This window comes from Ectobacillus ponti (genome assembly GCF_024294785.1).
In the GTDB taxonomy this organism is placed as follows: domain Bacteria; phylum Bacillota; class Bacilli; order Bacillales; family Bacillaceae_G; genus Ectobacillus; species Ectobacillus ponti.
On record NZ_JANCLT010000002.1, the window covers coordinates 24,276 to 38,773 of the forward strand.

Genomic DNA, 14,498 nt, shown 5'->3' on the forward strand with positions numbered 1-14,498 from the left:
TCTCCCGTTTCTCGACAAAAAGAGGACGGATCTATGTCGTTACTTGTATACTCCCGCTGCAATCAGCCCAAAAAAGAAGAGCGCAGGACTCTCCTCCCGCGCTCCTTAACAATCCACCCATTGCTGCGCCCACTTCTGAACCTCACGCATCACGCTTTCGAGCGACTTCCCTTTCTCGGTCAACGCATACTCGATCCGCACCGGAATGTCCGGATACACCGTACGCATAACAATCCCTTCGCCCTCAAGCTCCTTCAGCCGTTCCGACAGCATGCGGTCGCTCATGTTCGGAATCATATCGGCAATTTCCCGGAACCGCTTCGGACCCGGAAGCAGCGTCTGTATAATGAGCCCCGTCCATTTTCTGCTGAGAATGGAAAAGGCAAACTCAAATTTCGGACATAATGCTTCACTTTGCTGCATACCTGCTCACCTCATCTCCATTATAGAATAGTCTCTTATAAAAAGTAAGCATTGACTCTCTGTTCAGTATGCCCATATAGCACATAAATAAGAAGACTCCCGCCAAAGAGAGTCTTCGAAAAAGATATAGATAAGTGCAGAATTATTGTTTGTACCAGCCCAGGCCAAGCGCGCCCTCGCCCAAATGCGTGCCAATGACAGCGCCGAAGTACCCCGTATGGAAGGTGATTCGCGGAAATTGCGCCTGCAGCTCCTGCCGCCATTCCTCCGCTTCCGCTTCCCGGTTGGCATGAATGACCACCGCTTCCATCGGCTCGCCGTCCGCTGCCGCTTCACCGAGCAGGTCCACAATCCGCTTCATCGCCTTCTTGCGGGTGCGGATTTTTTCAAACGGCACAATCACCTTATTTTCAAAGTGCAGCACCGGCTTCACCTGCAGCAGGCTTCCAAGGAAGGCTTGGGCGCTGCTGAGGCGGCCGCCGCGCTGCAGATGATGGAGATCATCCACCACGAAGTAAGCTTTCATGGTCTGCTTCATCTCATCCAGACGGGCGAGAATATCCTCTGCCGGCTTGCCTGCAAGCGCCATGCGCGCCGCTTCGATCACGTAGAAGCCTTGCACGGCACAGCTGATTTCAGAATCATATGCGTACACCCTCGTATTCTCGATCATGCCGGCAACGGTGGCCGCCGTCTGATAGGTGCCGCTGATGCCGCTTGAGAGGTGGATGCTGATAATGGCATCATATTCTTCTCCAAGCTGTTCAAACAGCTCCACAAATCGCCCGATGGCTGGCTGCGATGTCTTCGGAAGCTCGTCCTGCTCGCGCACCTTGATATAGAACTGCTCGGCTGTCAGCTCTTCTTCCTCCTGATAGGATGCCTGTCCGAAAACTACATTCAGCGGCACCATATGAATGTGGAGCTCAGCCCTTATATGCTCCGGTATGTAAGCCGTGCTGTCTGTCACGATTGCTGTTCTCATCTCCGTACCATCCTTATGCTTAGTTTTCCTCCATTGTACACGATAACAGGGAAAGGTGCATTATCTCTTGCCATTACACAAATGTAAAATTATAATAAATATTTATACAATTTTCAATCATATTCTTCCCCCTGCCGGAAAGGCGCCTGCTGCGTGCTCCGGCAAAAACCATGATAAAATACAAGAAAATGTTTGAATCTCCCTTTTTTCGCTTTAGAATAAGCAATATGGGTAATTCTAGAAGATAGGAGCGTATATACATTGTTAGCATCATACCGAACTGTAAAGGGATACGGGGAGCATGAGATCTTAATTGAGAAATCCCGCTTCATCTGCTATGTCAGCCGGGCCGCCACGGAGGCAGAGGCACAGCAGTTTATTGCCGGCATCAAGAAGAAGCATTGGGATGCCACTCACAATTGCTCCGCCTATCTGATTGGAGAGCATGACAACATTCAAAAAGCAAACGATGACGGCGAACCAAGCGGCACAGCCGGCGTCCCCATGCTGGAGGTGCTGAAAAAACGGGGTTTGAAGGATACAGTCGTTGTCGTAACCCGTTATTTCGGCGGCATTAAGCTCGGGGCAGGCGGCCTCATCCGCGCTTACAGCAGAAGCACAAGCGAGGGCTTAAACCACACAGGCGTGGTGGAGCGCAAGCTGATGCGGGTTATGCATACGAAAGTGGAATATACCCTGCTCGGCAAGCTGGAGAACGAGCTGAGAGCCTCGCCTTACGCAGTAAAAGAAATCCATTACCTGGAGGACGTGACGGTGGACACCTACGTAGAAGAGCAGGAAACGGCAGCCTTTACTGAATGGATGGTCGAACTGACGAACGGACGCTGCGCCATTGCCGAAGGCGAAACGCTGTACCTGGAACAAAGCGTGCAGCAATAGGCCGGATTAGGGAGTAAAGGAGATTTTGTATGAGTCGTTATGATGATATTCAGCGCCGCCGCCTCATGAAACGGCGCCGGCGACGCACGCTGCTGGTCGCGCTCCTCCTGCTGCTGATTGGCGGCATCGGCTATGGAGCCTATACCTCCTTCGATTTTCTCTCCTCGCTGACCAACATTTACAGCGGGGCACAGCGGGAGAAGTCCAAGCTTCGTACGGAGAGTGTGGAAATTACGAAAAAGCCCTTCAGTGTTCTCATTATGGGTGTTGAAAACTACGCGGGCGGAGAAAAGGGACGGACGGATTCCATTATGTTTGCCGTCATCAATCCAACCACCAAGCAGGTCAAGCTGCTGAGCATTCCACGGGACACACGGGTGATGCTGCCCGGACGGACGGAGGCCAGCAAAATCAATGCCGCCCATGCCATCGGGGGCGAGAGCATGACCATCAATGCCGTTGAGGATTTGCTGAAGGTCCCGGTGGACCATTATGTGAAGCTTGACTTTGAGGGCTTCAAGCAGATTGTGGACGCAGTTGGCGGTGTGGAAGTAGACATTCCGTTTGACTTTGAGGAGCACTCCGATGTCGATTACGGCAAGATGATTTCCTTCAAGAAGGGACGGCATACTTTAAACGGAGAAGAGGCCTTGGCTTATGTGCGCATGCGCAAGCAGGACCCGCTGGGAGACCATGGCCGGACGCAGCGGCAGCGGCAAGTGCTGGCAGCCGTCGTGCATAAGATGAATTCCCCATCCGTCGTGCCGCGCATCAATAAAATTGCCAAGGCTGTCGGAAATGCTGTGAAAACAGATATTCCGCTGACTGACGGTTTGGCGCTGTACAATAAGCTGTCCGGCTTGGATACGTCCGCCATGCAGACGGTCACGCTGGAAGGCGAGGACAAGCGGGTTGGCGGACTGTTCTACTTCCTGCCGTCAGCCGAAAGCCAGAAGAAGGTGCACGATGAGCTTTGGAGCGCCCTGGAAATGCCGGAGGCCGCTGCAACAAAGCCATAAAAAGCGAAGCTGCCTGCTTCCAAGGGCTTGGGATTTCCCAAGCTCTTTTTTCATAGCCTTGTGCGCACTTTTTTCAAAAAGGTCAGCACCGGCTTGCGCTTGCGCCCAATGAGCCCGATGACCTCCGCCATGACTTCCAAGACAAACAGGAACACGAGAAACAGTACGATGGCCGAGCGGTAATTGTGATAGGGAAAGAAGTAGGCAAAAATTCCAAACAGCAGGCTCGCCCCGTACAGCACCAGCACAGCGTTGCGGTGGCTCAGGCCCAGATACAGCAAGCAATGGTGCAAGTGGAACCGATCCGGGGCCATAATGCTTTGCTTGTTCAGCAGCCGGCGAACAATTGCGAAGAAGGTGTCGGACAGCGGAATGGCCAGAATGATGATGGGAATCAGCACGCTTGTAATGGTGATTCCTTTAAAGAAGCCGACAATGGACAAGAGGGAAATGGAATAGCCCAGGAACAGGGAGCCGATGTCGCCCATGAACAGCTTGGCCGGATGAAAATTGAACACGAGAAAACCCGTGCTGCTGCCAATCAAAAGCACGATATAGCCAATTAAGAAATATTGCTGCTGTGCGACCGCAATAAACAGCATGATCACCAGGGCAATGGTTGAGACTCCTGCTGCCAGTCCGTCAAGTCCATCAATCAGGTTAATGGAGTTGGTGACAAGCAGAATCCAGAGCAATGTAATGATGTAACTGGTTACATTCAGCTCTATCTGGCCATAGAATGGGAGCATGAACTTATTGATGGAAACACCTGAAGCGATCGGCAGCAGCGCTGCCACAACCTGGCCCGCAAGCTTTTGCTTGGCTGACAGTGTGTATATGTCATCCAGCAAGCCGGTAAGCAGAATGACCAGTGAGCCGGCCATGATGCCGGAGATGCCCGGAAAGGAAAAGGGAAACAACAGCATGCCTGCCGCTGTTCCGGCAGCAATCGCCAAACCGCCCAGACGGGGCATGGCATGGGCGTGCACCTTTCTGCCGCCGGGCCGGTCAACAATCCCGAACCGGTAAGACAATTTTATAATGAACGGCGTCGCGAAGAACGCTGTGAAGAAGCAAACCAAGAAAGCCAGGATATAATGGAAACTATTCACCGGGACACCTACTTTATCCAACATATAGATACCTTAGTATCTGCAGGATCGCCGATTTTATTCTCCGCGGCCATTTCGCACACAAAAAAGAGGAGCTGATCTCAATGGATCAGCCCCCTCTTCTCTTTTTATTGACGGCCGAAATGCTTCAAAATGGCCTGCACAATGCGCTCAGATGCGTGCCCATCGCCATATGGGTTGGACGCATGCGCCATGCGGGCATGCGCTTCCTGATCAGACAGCAGCTCATCAGCCAGTTCAAAGATGGTTTCCTCTTCTGTGCCGGCAAGCTTCAGGGTGCCTGCTTCGATGCCTTCCGGACGCTCAGTCGTGTCGCGCAGCACCAGCACCGGCACACCAAGAGACGGTGCTTCTTCCTGCACACCACCGGAATCTGTCAAAATCAAATAGGAGCGGGACGCAAAGTTATGGAAATCGATAACATCCAGCGGCTCAATCAGATGGATGCGGCTGTCATCCCCTAAAATGTCGCCGGCAATCTCCCGGACAACCGGGTTCATATGCACGGGATACACCACTTGGATATCTTCATATTTATCAACCAGACGCTTGATGGCCCGGAACATATTGCGCATTGGCTCACCCAGGTTCTCACGGCGGTGCGCTGTCATCAGAACGAGGCGGCTGTTGCCCACCTTCTCCAGCACAGGATGCGCATACTCTTCTTTTACAGTTGTTTTCAACGCATCAATCGCTGTGTTGCCCGTGATGAAAATGGCTTCTTCCTTCTTATTTTCATTGCGCAGATTGTCCGCGGACTTGGATGTCGGCGCGAAATGCAGGTCTGCCATAACCCCCGTCAGCTGGCGGTTCATCTCTTCCGGGAACGGGGAGTACTTGTTCCAGGTGCGAAGACCCGCTTCCACGTGGCCAATCGGAATTTGGTTGTACAGTGCTGCCAAGCTTGCAATGAACGTGGTAGTCGTGTCGCCATGCACCAGCACGATATCCGGCTCCGCTTCCTTCATGACACCATCCAGGCCTTCCAGGCCGCGTGTTGTAATATCCAGCAGCGTCTGGCGGTCCTTCATAATATTCAGGTCATAGTCCGGTGTAATGCCGAAAATATCAAGCACCTGATCAAGCATTTGCCGATGCTGTGCCGTAACCGTTACGATAGATTGAATATGCTCCGGATGCTTCTGCAGCTCCAGTACGAGCGGCGCCATTTTGATTGCTTCCGGACGTGTGCCGAAGATCGTCATCACTTTTATACGTTCAGTCATTTCTGCTTCCCCTTTTCGGTTGTTTTCCTTATCTTGCACTTGATTGCGATGCCTATGTATGCACTCGTCTATTATATACCAGTGCCGCGAAGGGAGAAACGTTTTCTCTGTGAAAATCGGAAAGCCCCTCTCTTTCATTATGAAAAGAGAGGCTTTCCGTCCGGCCCTTCCTAGATCGACATTGTATGGCCCGCAACCGTCCGACGGCCAATGGAGCAATAGTACAGATCATGCCGCCCGGCCTCCTCAAGGCTGTAGCAGTTACGGCCGTCAAACACAAGCGGCTCCCTCATGAGCTCTGCATACTGAGACAGCGGCAGCTCCACAATCTCCGCCCACTCGGTCACGATGAAAGCCACATCCGCCCCTTGCAATGCTTCCTGCAGGGACGAAGCATATTGCACCTGCTCCGGCAATACACGCCTTGCATTCTCAGCTGCCTCCGGGTCATAAGCAATCACATCAGCCCCTGCCTCAAGAAGCTGCTCCGCGATGGCCAGCGAAGGGGCTTCCCGCATATCATCAGTGTTCGGTTTAAAGGCCAAACCAAGCAGCGCGGCCCGTTTGCCCTTCAGCTCCAGCACTTCCTTCGCTTTTTTGACGAGAGAAGCCTGCTGCTTATTGTTCACCTCGATCACAGCCTTCAGCAGCTGGAAATCATGCTGCACATGGCCCGCAATTTGGACAAGGGCTTTTGTATCCTTCGGGAAGCAGGAGCCGCCGTAGCCGATGCCGGCCTTCAGGAACTGCGGGCCGATCCGTCTATCCAGCCCCATGCCAAAGGCAACCGACTCAATATCCGCATCCACCTTCTCACATATATTGGAAATCTCGTTAATAAAGCTGATTTTTGCCGCCAAAAAAGCATTGGAGGCATACTTGATCATCTCGGCGCTCCGTATATCCGTGTGAAACAGCGGCAAGCCAAGCGGCGCATACAGCTCCTCCAGCAGCCCGGCTGCCCGGTCGCAGGAGGTGCCGATGACAATCCGGTCACCGTTGAAAAAATCATGCACGCCAGTGCCCTCGCGCAGAAACTCCGGATTGGACACAACTGTAAATGCCGTTCCCCCACGCGCATAGGCTTGCAGCAGGCCTTGGATGTGATCATTCGTCCCGACCGGCACCGTGCTTTTCGTCACCACAACCGCATCATGGTCCATATAACGGCCGATGTCCCTGCACACCTGCTCAATATACGTTAAGTCCGCAGATCCGTCCGCTTTGGGCGGTGTTCCGACCGCAATGAACACAAGCTCAGGCTCCCGATATGCCAGCTCCGCCTCATCCGTGAACAGCAGGCGGCCCTCCTGCCGGCATTCTTGCATCAGCTCCGCCAATCCCGGCTCATAGATGGGCACTTCGCCGCGTTGCAGCAGCGCGGCTTTCCGCGGATCCACATCATAGCCGATCACCGTGTGGCCGATTTTCGCCAGCCCGACAGCCGTCACAAGACCCACGTACCCCGTCCCGATTACTGTAACCTTCATGCTTCCACTCCTTTGTAAGAACGCGTTTGCCCTTACTGTAGCGAATCCACTCCAAGCATTCAACTGTTCTGCCTGAAGGTCCGAAAGGAGATTGAAAAAATATCATGGCAAATGTCGAATGGATTTTCTTGTCAAACCCTCCCCGGTCAGCTAACTTAAAACTAACACCATTAGTTTTTTTGAAAAGGAGGCCTTCTTCCATGCGTGTCATTCATTCGGAACACCTGTATCAGCTTACGTTGTTTCCTCGCTTGTTTCCGGTTAACTGCTACTTTGTTGAAGAGCAGGAAGGACTCACGCTCATTGATGCCGCCCTTGGGCTGGCGGCAAAGGATATTCTGCAGGCTGCAGCGCGTATCGGAAAGCCCATCATCCGCATTCTGCTGACACATGCCCATGATGACCATGTCGGGGCGCTCGATGCAGTGAAAGCGGCATTTCCACAGGCGCCGCTGCTGATGTCAGCCCGCGATGCCCAGATCATGAACGGCGATAAATCCCTGCTGCCGCACGAAGACCAGACACCCATTAAGGGCGGGGTGTCAGAAAAGGTGAAAACAAGGCCGGACGGCACCCTGCAGGAGGGCGATATGGCTGGCTCGCTGCGCGTAATGGAAACACCCGGGCATACACCCGGTTCACTTTCCTTTTTGGATATCCGCACGAACACCCTCATTGTTGGAGACGCCCTGCAGACGCGCGGCGGCCTGGCTGTCGCCGGGCAAGTGCGTCCCTTGTTCCCCTTCCCGGCTTGGGGCACATGGAGCAAGACCACAGCCCTGCAAAGCGCCCAAAAAATTGCAGAGCTGCAGCCGGCTGTTCTCGCTGTCGGGCACGGAGAATTGCTGCGCGCACCGGCATTGGAAATTAAGCAGGCCATTGCCCGCGGATAAGGGGGAAGCGTATGCCGCGAATGGGATTAGATGAAGAAATGATTCTAAGCGCTGCTGCGGAGCTGGCGGACCGACACGGACTGGACGGCGTGACGCTGGCAGCGCTGGCCAGGCAGCTGAACGTCCGGCCCCCTTCCCTCTATAATCACATAGACGGATTGCCGGCCCTCCGGCAGCAGCTGGCGGCATATGGGCTGGAGCAGCTGCACAGAGCCATGCTGGAAGCATCCAACAGACACAGCGGAAAGGAAGCCGTCCTGCAGGCCGGCATGGCATATGCCGCCTTCGTCCGGCAGCACCCGGGTGTATATGAGGCAACGCTGCGGGCAACCGGCATGCCGGCCGCCGGGCAAAGCATCGTGGATTTGGCCGTCCGCCTGCTGGCAGACTTCGAGCTGGAGGAGCGGCATGTCATTCATGCCGTTCGCGGCTTGCGCAGCCTGCTGCACGGATTCGCCTCTCTTGAACAGGGCGGTGGCTTTCGCATGGAGATTGCCCCGACCGAAAGCCTGCGCTGGATTCTGGAGGCATATTTGGCCGGGCTGGCAAAAGCCTGACAAAGTCAAGCAGGCCCGGATAGCTGAAGGGGGCTGGCCCGCATTACACGGATCAGCCCCTCTTCATTCCTAGATGAGATATCCCAGCTTCTTGGCATCAAATGTCAGCTCAGACCGGAATTTCGGGTCCGCAATCGCAATCAGCGCCTCCGTCCGCTGCCGGATGCTGCGCCCACGCAGCGCCGCCACCCCGAACTCCGTGACCACATAGTCCACATCGTTTTTCGAGGTTGTGATGGCGGAGCCCATGGACAAGCGCGGCCGGATGCGGGAAATCTCTCCGTTCTTTGTTGTCGCGTGCATGCAAATGAAGCCTTTGCCATACTTGGCAAAGCGGGCGCCGCGGGCAAAATCCGCCTGGCCGCCGGAGGAGCTGTAATAGCGACCGCCCACGGTTTCCGAGGCGCATTGCCCCAAGAAGTCCACCTCGGTTGTCGCGTTGATGGACACCATCCGGTCCTCCTTCGCAATCTCGCGCGGGTCATTGACAATATGCACCGGCAGCAGCTCGACACCGGCATTCTCATGAATGAAATCATAGAGCCGCTGCGTCCCCAATGCGAACGTGCCCACCATTTTTCCATGATACGTGTTCTTTGCCAGCCCTGTAATGACCCCCGCCTCCACCAAATCAATCATGCCGTCTGTCAGCAGCTCTGTATGAATGCCCAAGTCCCGCAGATGCATCAGCTTTGGCAAAATCGCATTCGGAATGCCGCCGATGCCCACCTGCAGCGTGCTTTCATGCTCGATGCGCTCCGCGACAAAATCGGCTATCCGCTCATCTGTCGCGGACGGCACAATCGGTTTTGCTTCATACAGCGGCATATCATGCTCGATATAGCCGAGAATCTGGCTGATATGCACCTGATTCTCCCCTTGTGTCCGCGGCATATGCGCATTGACCTCCAGGAAAAACGGCACTTCCCCAATAAAGGACGCCACGTAGTCGGCCTGCGTGCCGAGGGAAAAATAGCCGTGTTCATCCATCGGCGCCGCTCTGGCAATGACGATGGACGCCTTCGTGGTCTCCCGCAGCAGCCGCGGCACTTCATGGAAGTGGTTCGGCACAAGCTCGCACTTCCCTTCCCAGAACGCCTGCCGCGTGGCACCGCTCAGAAAATAGGCAACATGCTGCAGCTGTCCCGGATACGCCCCCATGATGTACGGCCTTGTCTTCATCGCATGCATTTGATGAATGCGCACGCCCCGAAACCGGCCGGCATGCTCCTCCAGCGCATCCAACAGCCGCACCGGCTCCCCATTGCCAAGCGGCACAATCACATCATCGCCGTCCTGAATATACGCCAAAAACTCTTCCACCGTTCTGCGTTTGTCTGCAGTCAGCATCCTCTCAATCCCACCTCTCATCAGCTCTGCCTCCATATGTATGCAGCCGTCTCCGCTGTGACACTCTCTGTGCTGTGATACCCTGATTTTACCATGGGAGCATCGTTCCAGGAGAGACTTTTCATGACGGAATTCTGTCGATGATGGAAGCCATGCTGCTTCGGGCCATCTACACCGCCATCAATCCGGCTTCAGGCGATATTCTTATAATAAAACACCGTCGCATGAAGTGCTCCGTCCGCCGATTGTGCGTAGCCCGGAATCTCCCCGGCTTCCACGAAACCCAGAGATTGATACAGGGAATTGGACGGATCCCCTTTTCTCGTATCGAGCACCAGCAGTGACCGTCCCTCCTGCTTCGCACGCTTCTCCACCGCCCGCATCAGCGCACGACCAATGCCGCGCTGCCGGAAATCCGGATGCGTCATCAGCTTGGCGATTTCCGCGCGGTGGCTGCCGTTTTGCTTCAGGCATAAGTGCAGCTGCACGCTGCCGACCACTCTTCCCTCCAGCACAGCCACGTATACAGCGACGCCGGGTGCCGGCACTTCCTCCCAGTACCTTTCAGCCGCCGCCCCTGACAGCGGCGGCAAAAAGCCGATGGAGGCCCCATCCTCCACCACCCGCACCAGCAGCTCTGCCAGGCTGTCTCTATACCCCCCGATTGTCTGCAATTCGATTATGTCCATGTCAGCCACCTGCTTCCCCAATTAAAAAATCCATATAGTCCACGGCATCCCTGCGCCTCGCAGAAGCAGACCGGTACTGCGGCTGGCCCTGTCCGCTGCGGATCCGCAGCGCTTCTCTTATAATGGGATGCCACCGCTCCGGCACGTGCTGCAGCGCATACGCACCGGCCTCCAGCTTGGAAGCAATATCCCGTTCACGGAACGTGTAATATTGCCGGGATACCCCGAGCACACACCACTCCACCGCCTCCTCCAACAGCAGTTGGATTCCCCGCTCTGAGGATGGCACCTTCCCGTCATCCCGCCAGCCGGCCCAATATGTATGGAGGTTGTCGCGCATCCCCCGCAGCAGCACCTCCCAGTCTATGGTGTAATCATATTCCGCAATAGACCGGCCCCGTACCGTAATACCGTACTGCTTAAGCTGATAAGCATCAATGGAATGACGCTCAAACGGCTGGTATCCTTGAAACACCCCATCAATGAAGCTGACACATGCATCGCCCCCGGCCATCAGCTCTTCCGCTGTCATGTACAAGCCCATCACATCCGTTTTCGGAAATTGCTGCTTCAGACGGCTGTGCACGCCCTTCAGCTTTTCCAGAACGGCTTCTCCCGGCGCCTGCTCCATCACTGCAATACAATCAATGTCGCTCTTTCCATCCTGAAACGCGCCAAGCGTAACAGAGCCGTATAAGTACAGACCGATGAGCCTATCAGGCAGCGCCTGATCCACCTGTCTGATATATTCCTCCAGCACCTCAGCCACCCGCTCCGGCAATGTTGGCATAGCTCTCCCCTCCTTAACCTCCTCATTATCCCACCTTACTTTTTATGGAACAAGAGGATATTTTCGGATTAAAATCCTTTTCATCCTCTTCCTGAACGCTTATACTTTTCCTATTGAATTGGAGGAGGAGTATGCCGGATGAAGACATATCCATTGACAGCTGCCGATTATGAACTGGTTGAAGCTGCGAAAACAACGATCACGAAACTATATCAAGAAAATAAACACCATGTCGGTGCAGCCCTGCGGACAACAGACGGGCGCATTGTGTCAGCCGTGCACATAGAAGCGTACATCGGCCGAGTTACCGTCTGTGCCGAAGCGATTACCATTGGAAAGGCGGTTTCGGAGGAGGCCGGGGGCTTTCACACCATTGTTGCGGTCCGCCACCCCTATTCAGATGAAGAAAACCGGGAGCTGCGCATTGTCAGCCCATGCGGCATGTGCCGCGAGCTCATTTCTGACTATGCACCGGATTGCTTCGTGATTTTAGAAAGCAACAGCGGGCCCTGCAAAACCACAATCAGCGAGCTGCTGCCATTGAAATATAAGCGCCATTCCTGAAAATGGAGGAAACATCGGCTGAAAAAATGTAGTATCATTAGACTTAGTGCAGGGAGACTGCAGCAGGGACAGCCCATCTCATACGATATGACCCGCGCGCCGTGTTTTCGTACACGCGTATTCCGATTTGCAGCATAACTCTTGATAGACGAGAGTTGAATTTCATAGTCTCTTAGTCTACTATGTCTAAAGACCATTGTTTTCAGTTCATCCTACTAGTGAAGGAAGTATAACATGCAGAAAAAAGAGAAAGCCCAAAAGAAAAAGCCGCATGTTCCATTTCGTTTAAATCTTTTGTTTTTGTTTGTATTTGTCATGTTTACACTTTTGATCCTGCGCCTGGGCACGGCCCAGCTTATTTACGGAGAAGATTATAAGCAAGAGGTGGAGCGCACCGCTGAAGGCATCACCAGCGTGCCTGTGCCGCGCGGCAAAATTTATGACAGATCCGGCCTTGATATCGTCGACAACCAGCCGCTTCAAGCCATCACCTACACCCGCTTTAAGGGCTCTACGGCAAAGGGCCGCTATGAAGTGGCCAAGCAGCTCGCACAACTGATTGATGTGCCGACTGACAAGATTACAGAGCGCGACAAGAAAGACTTCTGGATTTTCCTCCATGAAGATGAAGCGAAAGAGAAGCTGACAAAGGAAGATAAAGCGCTGGCGGACCAAAAGAAAATCACCAACGCCGAACTGGATGACCGGCTGCGTTCTCGCATTACGGCCCAGGAAATCAACAGCTTCACGCAGCTGGATTTAAAGACGCTGTATATCAAAAGCAAAATGGACAGCGGGTTTCAGGACGCCCCGCAGATCATTAAAAGCGAAGGTGTGACAAATGAAGAATACGCTGTTGTCAGCGAGCATCTGATGCAGCTGCCCGGCGTGGACACAACGGTGGATTGGGACCGCACCTACCCATTTGGCGACACCTTCCGTTCTGTGCTTGGCAGTGTCACAAACAGCAACGAAGGCCTTCCAAAGGAGAAGCTGGACTTCTATCTGGCACGTGAATACGACCGCAATGACCGTGTCGGCAAAAGCTACATTGAGCAGGTGTATGAAGATTTGCTCCATGGCAAACGCGCTGTCATTAAAAATACGAAGGACAAGGATGGCAATATCCTTGGCACGCAATATGTCTCTAAAGGAGAACGAGGCAAGGACCTGTACTTGACCATCGACATCAACCTGCAGAAGTCCATCGACCAAATCATCGAGGATGAGCTGAAAAAGGCGCGCCAAAGCGGCGAAAACCTGGTTGACCGTGCGTTTGTCGTCATGACAAATCCGCAGAACGGGGAAGTGCTGGCAATGTCAGGCAAGCAGATTGTCAATGACAACGGCACTGAGAAGGTGCAGGATTTTGCACTTGGCACAATGACCAGCTCCTATCCAATGGGCTCCGTCGTGAAAGGCGCAACCGTTCTGACGGGCTTCCAGCAGGGCGCAATCAAGCCCGGTGAGGTTTTGCGCGATGAAGAAATCTACATCAAGGGCACACCGCGAAAGAAATCCTATAAGGTCTTTGGCCCGATTTCTGATGAGCAGGCGCTGCAGGTTTCCTCCAACGCATATATGTTCAAAACAGCGCTGCGCCTGGCCGGCTATGAGTACACACCTTATATGTCCCTGGATATTCCGCAAAGTGTCTTTGACAAAATGCGCCGCTCCTTCAGCGAATTCGGGCTTGGTGTGCCAACCGGCATCGATTTGCCGAATGAGGCTCCGGGCTTTAAGGGCTTGGCGGACCGTCCCGGCTTCCTGCTTGACTTGGCGATTGGCCAGTATGACACCTACACACCGCTGCAGCTGGCCCAATATGTATCCACCATTGCCAACGGCGGCTACCGCTTGAAGCCGCAAATTCTAAAGGCTGTGTATGCGCCGAAAACAAAAGCGGATGATCCGACACAGATGATTTCCGCGACAACACCGGCTGTACTGAACCGGATTGATATGTCCACCGATTATATCAATCGTGTGAAGCAGGGCTTCCAGGCAGTGATGCAGCCGGGCGGAACAGGATACTTCCACTTTGCGCAGGAGCTGCCGGGCTATGCGCTGGCTGGAAAAACAGGAACAGCCCAGACCTTCTATGACGGCCCGAACGACGCTTTGCGCAAATCCGGGCCAGGCGGCACGTCACCTGCATGTGTGAATTTGACCTTGATTGGCTATGCACCGGCTGATAACCCCGAGGTTGCGTTCTCTGTCGTTGTGCCATGGGTGAAGGATGATGCCAACCATCCCATTTCCAAGCTGATCGGCAAACGTGTTGTGGAGGCATACTTCCAGCAGAAGACTGCCGAAGCGGCTCAGCAGCCGCCTGCTGATGACCAGTCCCAACAGCAGCCAGCTGCCGATGGCCAGGCTCAGCCGCAGACGCCGGCACAGGCTCCTGCTGCACAACAATAAGATATAAGGAAAAGCGCCGGGCACTCCGGCGCTTTTCTCGTTCCTTCCACTCTATGTG

General features: G+C 54.1%; 14 protein-coding genes. 6 read left to right on the forward strand and 8 right to left on the reverse strand.

From position 1 onward, the window contains the following. Positions 1–105: 105 nt before the first annotated feature. Together NK662_RS03620 and NK662_RS03625 are read right to left on the reverse strand one after the other, a co-directional pair. Positions 106–423 carry a winged helix-turn-helix transcriptional regulator gene (locus tag NK662_RS03620; protein ID WP_254757517.1) on the reverse strand — a complete coding sequence of 106 codons (318 nt, stop codon included), beginning with the start codon at positions 421–423 and terminating at the stop codon, positions 106–108. Positions 424–565: 142 nt separating this feature from the next. After that, positions 566–1,408 (reverse strand): DegV family protein, encoded by an 843-nt coding sequence (locus NK662_RS03625; RefSeq protein WP_254757519.1) that lies wholly within the window; start codon positions 1,406–1,408, stop codon positions 566–568. A gap of 261 nt (positions 1,409–1,669) precedes the next feature. On the opposite strand from NK662_RS03625, the gene NK662_RS03630 reads away from it, so the two are divergent. Both NK662_RS03630 and NK662_RS03635 read left to right on the forward strand, forming a co-directional pair. After that, complete coding sequence (locus NK662_RS03630; protein ID WP_254757521.1) at positions 1,670–2,308, forward strand: YigZ family protein; 639 nt, start codon at positions 1,670–1,672, stop codon at positions 2,306–2,308. A gap of 29 nt (positions 2,309–2,337) precedes the next feature. Beyond that, positions 2,338–3,327: an LCP family protein gene (locus NK662_RS03635; RefSeq protein ID WP_254757523.1), complete on the forward strand. Its 990-nt coding sequence runs from the start codon at positions 2,338–2,340 to the stop codon at positions 3,325–3,327. Positions 3,328–3,377: 50 nt separating this feature from the next. Here the strand turns inward: NK662_RS03635 and NK662_RS03640 are convergent, their stop codons facing one another. The 3 genes from NK662_RS03640 to NK662_RS03650 all read right to left on the reverse strand — a co-directional run bounded on the left by NK662_RS03640 (position 3,378) and on the right by NK662_RS03650 (position 7,176). After that, entirely contained in the window at positions 3,378–4,439 is a 1,062-nt protein-coding gene (locus NK662_RS03640; RefSeq protein ID WP_254757526.1) for a glycosyltransferase family 4 protein, read from the reverse strand. 128 nt (positions 4,440–4,567) lie between these two features. Beyond that, entirely contained in the window at positions 4,568–5,686 is a 1,119-nt protein-coding gene (gene wecB, locus NK662_RS03645; protein WP_254757528.1) for a non-hydrolyzing UDP-N-acetylglucosamine 2-epimerase, read from the reverse strand. A gap of 170 nt (positions 5,687–5,856) precedes the next feature. After that, a complete protein-coding gene (locus NK662_RS03650; RefSeq protein ID WP_254757531.1) occupies positions 5,857–7,176 on the reverse strand; it encodes a UDP-glucose dehydrogenase family protein in 1,320 nt (439 codons plus the stop codon). 200 nt (positions 7,177–7,376) lie between these two features. Between NK662_RS03650 and NK662_RS03655 the strand changes: the two genes are divergently transcribed. Together NK662_RS03655 and NK662_RS03660 are read left to right on the forward strand one after the other, a co-directional pair. Next, positions 7,377–8,069 carry an MBL fold metallo-hydrolase gene (locus tag NK662_RS03655; protein WP_254757534.1) on the forward strand — a complete coding sequence of 231 codons (693 nt, stop codon included), beginning with the start codon at positions 7,377–7,379 and terminating at the stop codon, positions 8,067–8,069. Between the two features lie 11 nt (positions 8,070–8,080). Continuing rightward, positions 8,081–8,626, forward strand: coding sequence for a TetR/AcrR family transcriptional regulator (locus NK662_RS03660; RefSeq protein ID WP_254757536.1), 546 nt, complete (start codon positions 8,081–8,083; stop codon positions 8,624–8,626). 69 nt (positions 8,627–8,695) lie between these two features. On the opposite strand, the gene NK662_RS03665 is transcribed toward NK662_RS03660, so the two are convergent. From NK662_RS03665 to NK662_RS03675, 3 genes are all read right to left on the reverse strand, one after another. Beyond that, positions 8,696–9,997, reverse strand: a complete 1,302-nt coding sequence (locus NK662_RS03665) for an acetyl-CoA hydrolase/transferase family protein (RefSeq protein WP_254757538.1) — start codon at positions 9,995–9,997, stop codon at positions 8,696–8,698. Between the two features lie 170 nt (positions 9,998–10,167). Next, complete coding sequence (locus NK662_RS03670) at positions 10,168–10,665, reverse strand: GNAT family N-acetyltransferase (protein ID WP_254757540.1); 498 nt, start codon at positions 10,663–10,665, stop codon at positions 10,168–10,170. A 1-nt stretch (position 10,666) separates the two neighbouring features. Continuing rightward, positions 10,667–11,455, reverse strand: coding sequence for an aminoglycoside adenylyltransferase domain-containing protein (locus NK662_RS03675; RefSeq protein WP_254757542.1), 789 nt, complete (start codon positions 11,453–11,455; stop codon positions 10,667–10,669). 138 nt (positions 11,456–11,593) lie between these two features. On the opposite strand from NK662_RS03675, the gene NK662_RS03680 reads away from it, so the two are divergent. Both NK662_RS03680 and NK662_RS03685 read left to right on the forward strand, forming a co-directional pair. Beyond that, positions 11,594–12,019: a cytidine deaminase gene (locus NK662_RS03680; RefSeq protein ID WP_254757544.1), complete on the forward strand. Its 426-nt coding sequence runs from the start codon at positions 11,594–11,596 to the stop codon at positions 12,017–12,019. Positions 12,020–12,253: 234 nt separating this feature from the next. Next, positions 12,254–14,440 carry a peptidoglycan D,D-transpeptidase FtsI family protein gene (locus NK662_RS03685; RefSeq protein WP_254757546.1) on the forward strand — a complete coding sequence of 729 codons (2,187 nt, stop codon included), beginning with the start codon at positions 12,254–12,256 and terminating at the stop codon, positions 14,438–14,440. Positions 14,441–14,498: the final 58 nt, after the last annotated feature.

Bases quoted from the DNA above. Each gene is read 5' to 3' on its own strand.
- NK662_RS03620 (WP_254757517.1), bottom strand. From the start codon at position 423: ATGCAGCAAAGTGAAGCATTATGTCCGAAATTTGAGTTTGCCTTTTCC.
- NK662_RS03625 (WP_254757519.1), bottom strand. From the start codon at position 1,408: ATGAGAACAGCAATCGTGACAGACAGCACGGCTTACATACCGGAGCAT.
- NK662_RS03635 (WP_254757523.1), top strand. From the start codon at position 2,338: ATGAGTCGTTATGATGATATTCAGCGCCGCCGCCTCATGAAACGGCGC.
- wecB (WP_254757528.1), bottom strand. From the start codon at position 5,686: ATGACTGAACGTATAAAAGTGATGACGATCTTCGGCACACGTCCGGAA.
- NK662_RS03650 (WP_254757531.1), bottom strand. From the start codon at position 7,176: ATGAAGGTTACAGTAATCGGGACGGGGTACGTGGGTCTTGTGACGGCT.
- NK662_RS03655 (WP_254757534.1), top strand. From the start codon at position 7,377: ATGCGTGTCATTCATTCGGAACACCTGTATCAGCTTACGTTGTTTCCT.
- NK662_RS03660 (WP_254757536.1), top strand. From the start codon at position 8,081: ATGCCGCGAATGGGATTAGATGAAGAAATGATTCTAAGCGCTGCTGCG.
- NK662_RS03665 (WP_254757538.1), bottom strand. From the start codon at position 9,997: ATGAGAGGTGGGATTGAGAGGATGCTGACTGCAGACAAACGCAGAACG.
- NK662_RS03670 (WP_254757540.1), bottom strand. From the start codon at position 10,665: ATGGACATAATCGAATTGCAGACAATCGGGGGGTATAGAGACAGCCTG.
- NK662_RS03675 (WP_254757542.1), bottom strand. From the start codon at position 11,455: ATGCCAACATTGCCGGAGCGGGTGGCTGAGGTGCTGGAGGAATATATC.
- NK662_RS03680 (WP_254757544.1), top strand. From the start codon at position 11,594: ATGAAGACATATCCATTGACAGCTGCCGATTATGAACTGGTTGAAGCT.
- NK662_RS03685 (WP_254757546.1), top strand. From the start codon at position 12,254: ATGCAGAAAAAAGAGAAAGCCCAAAAGAAAAAGCCGCATGTTCCATTT.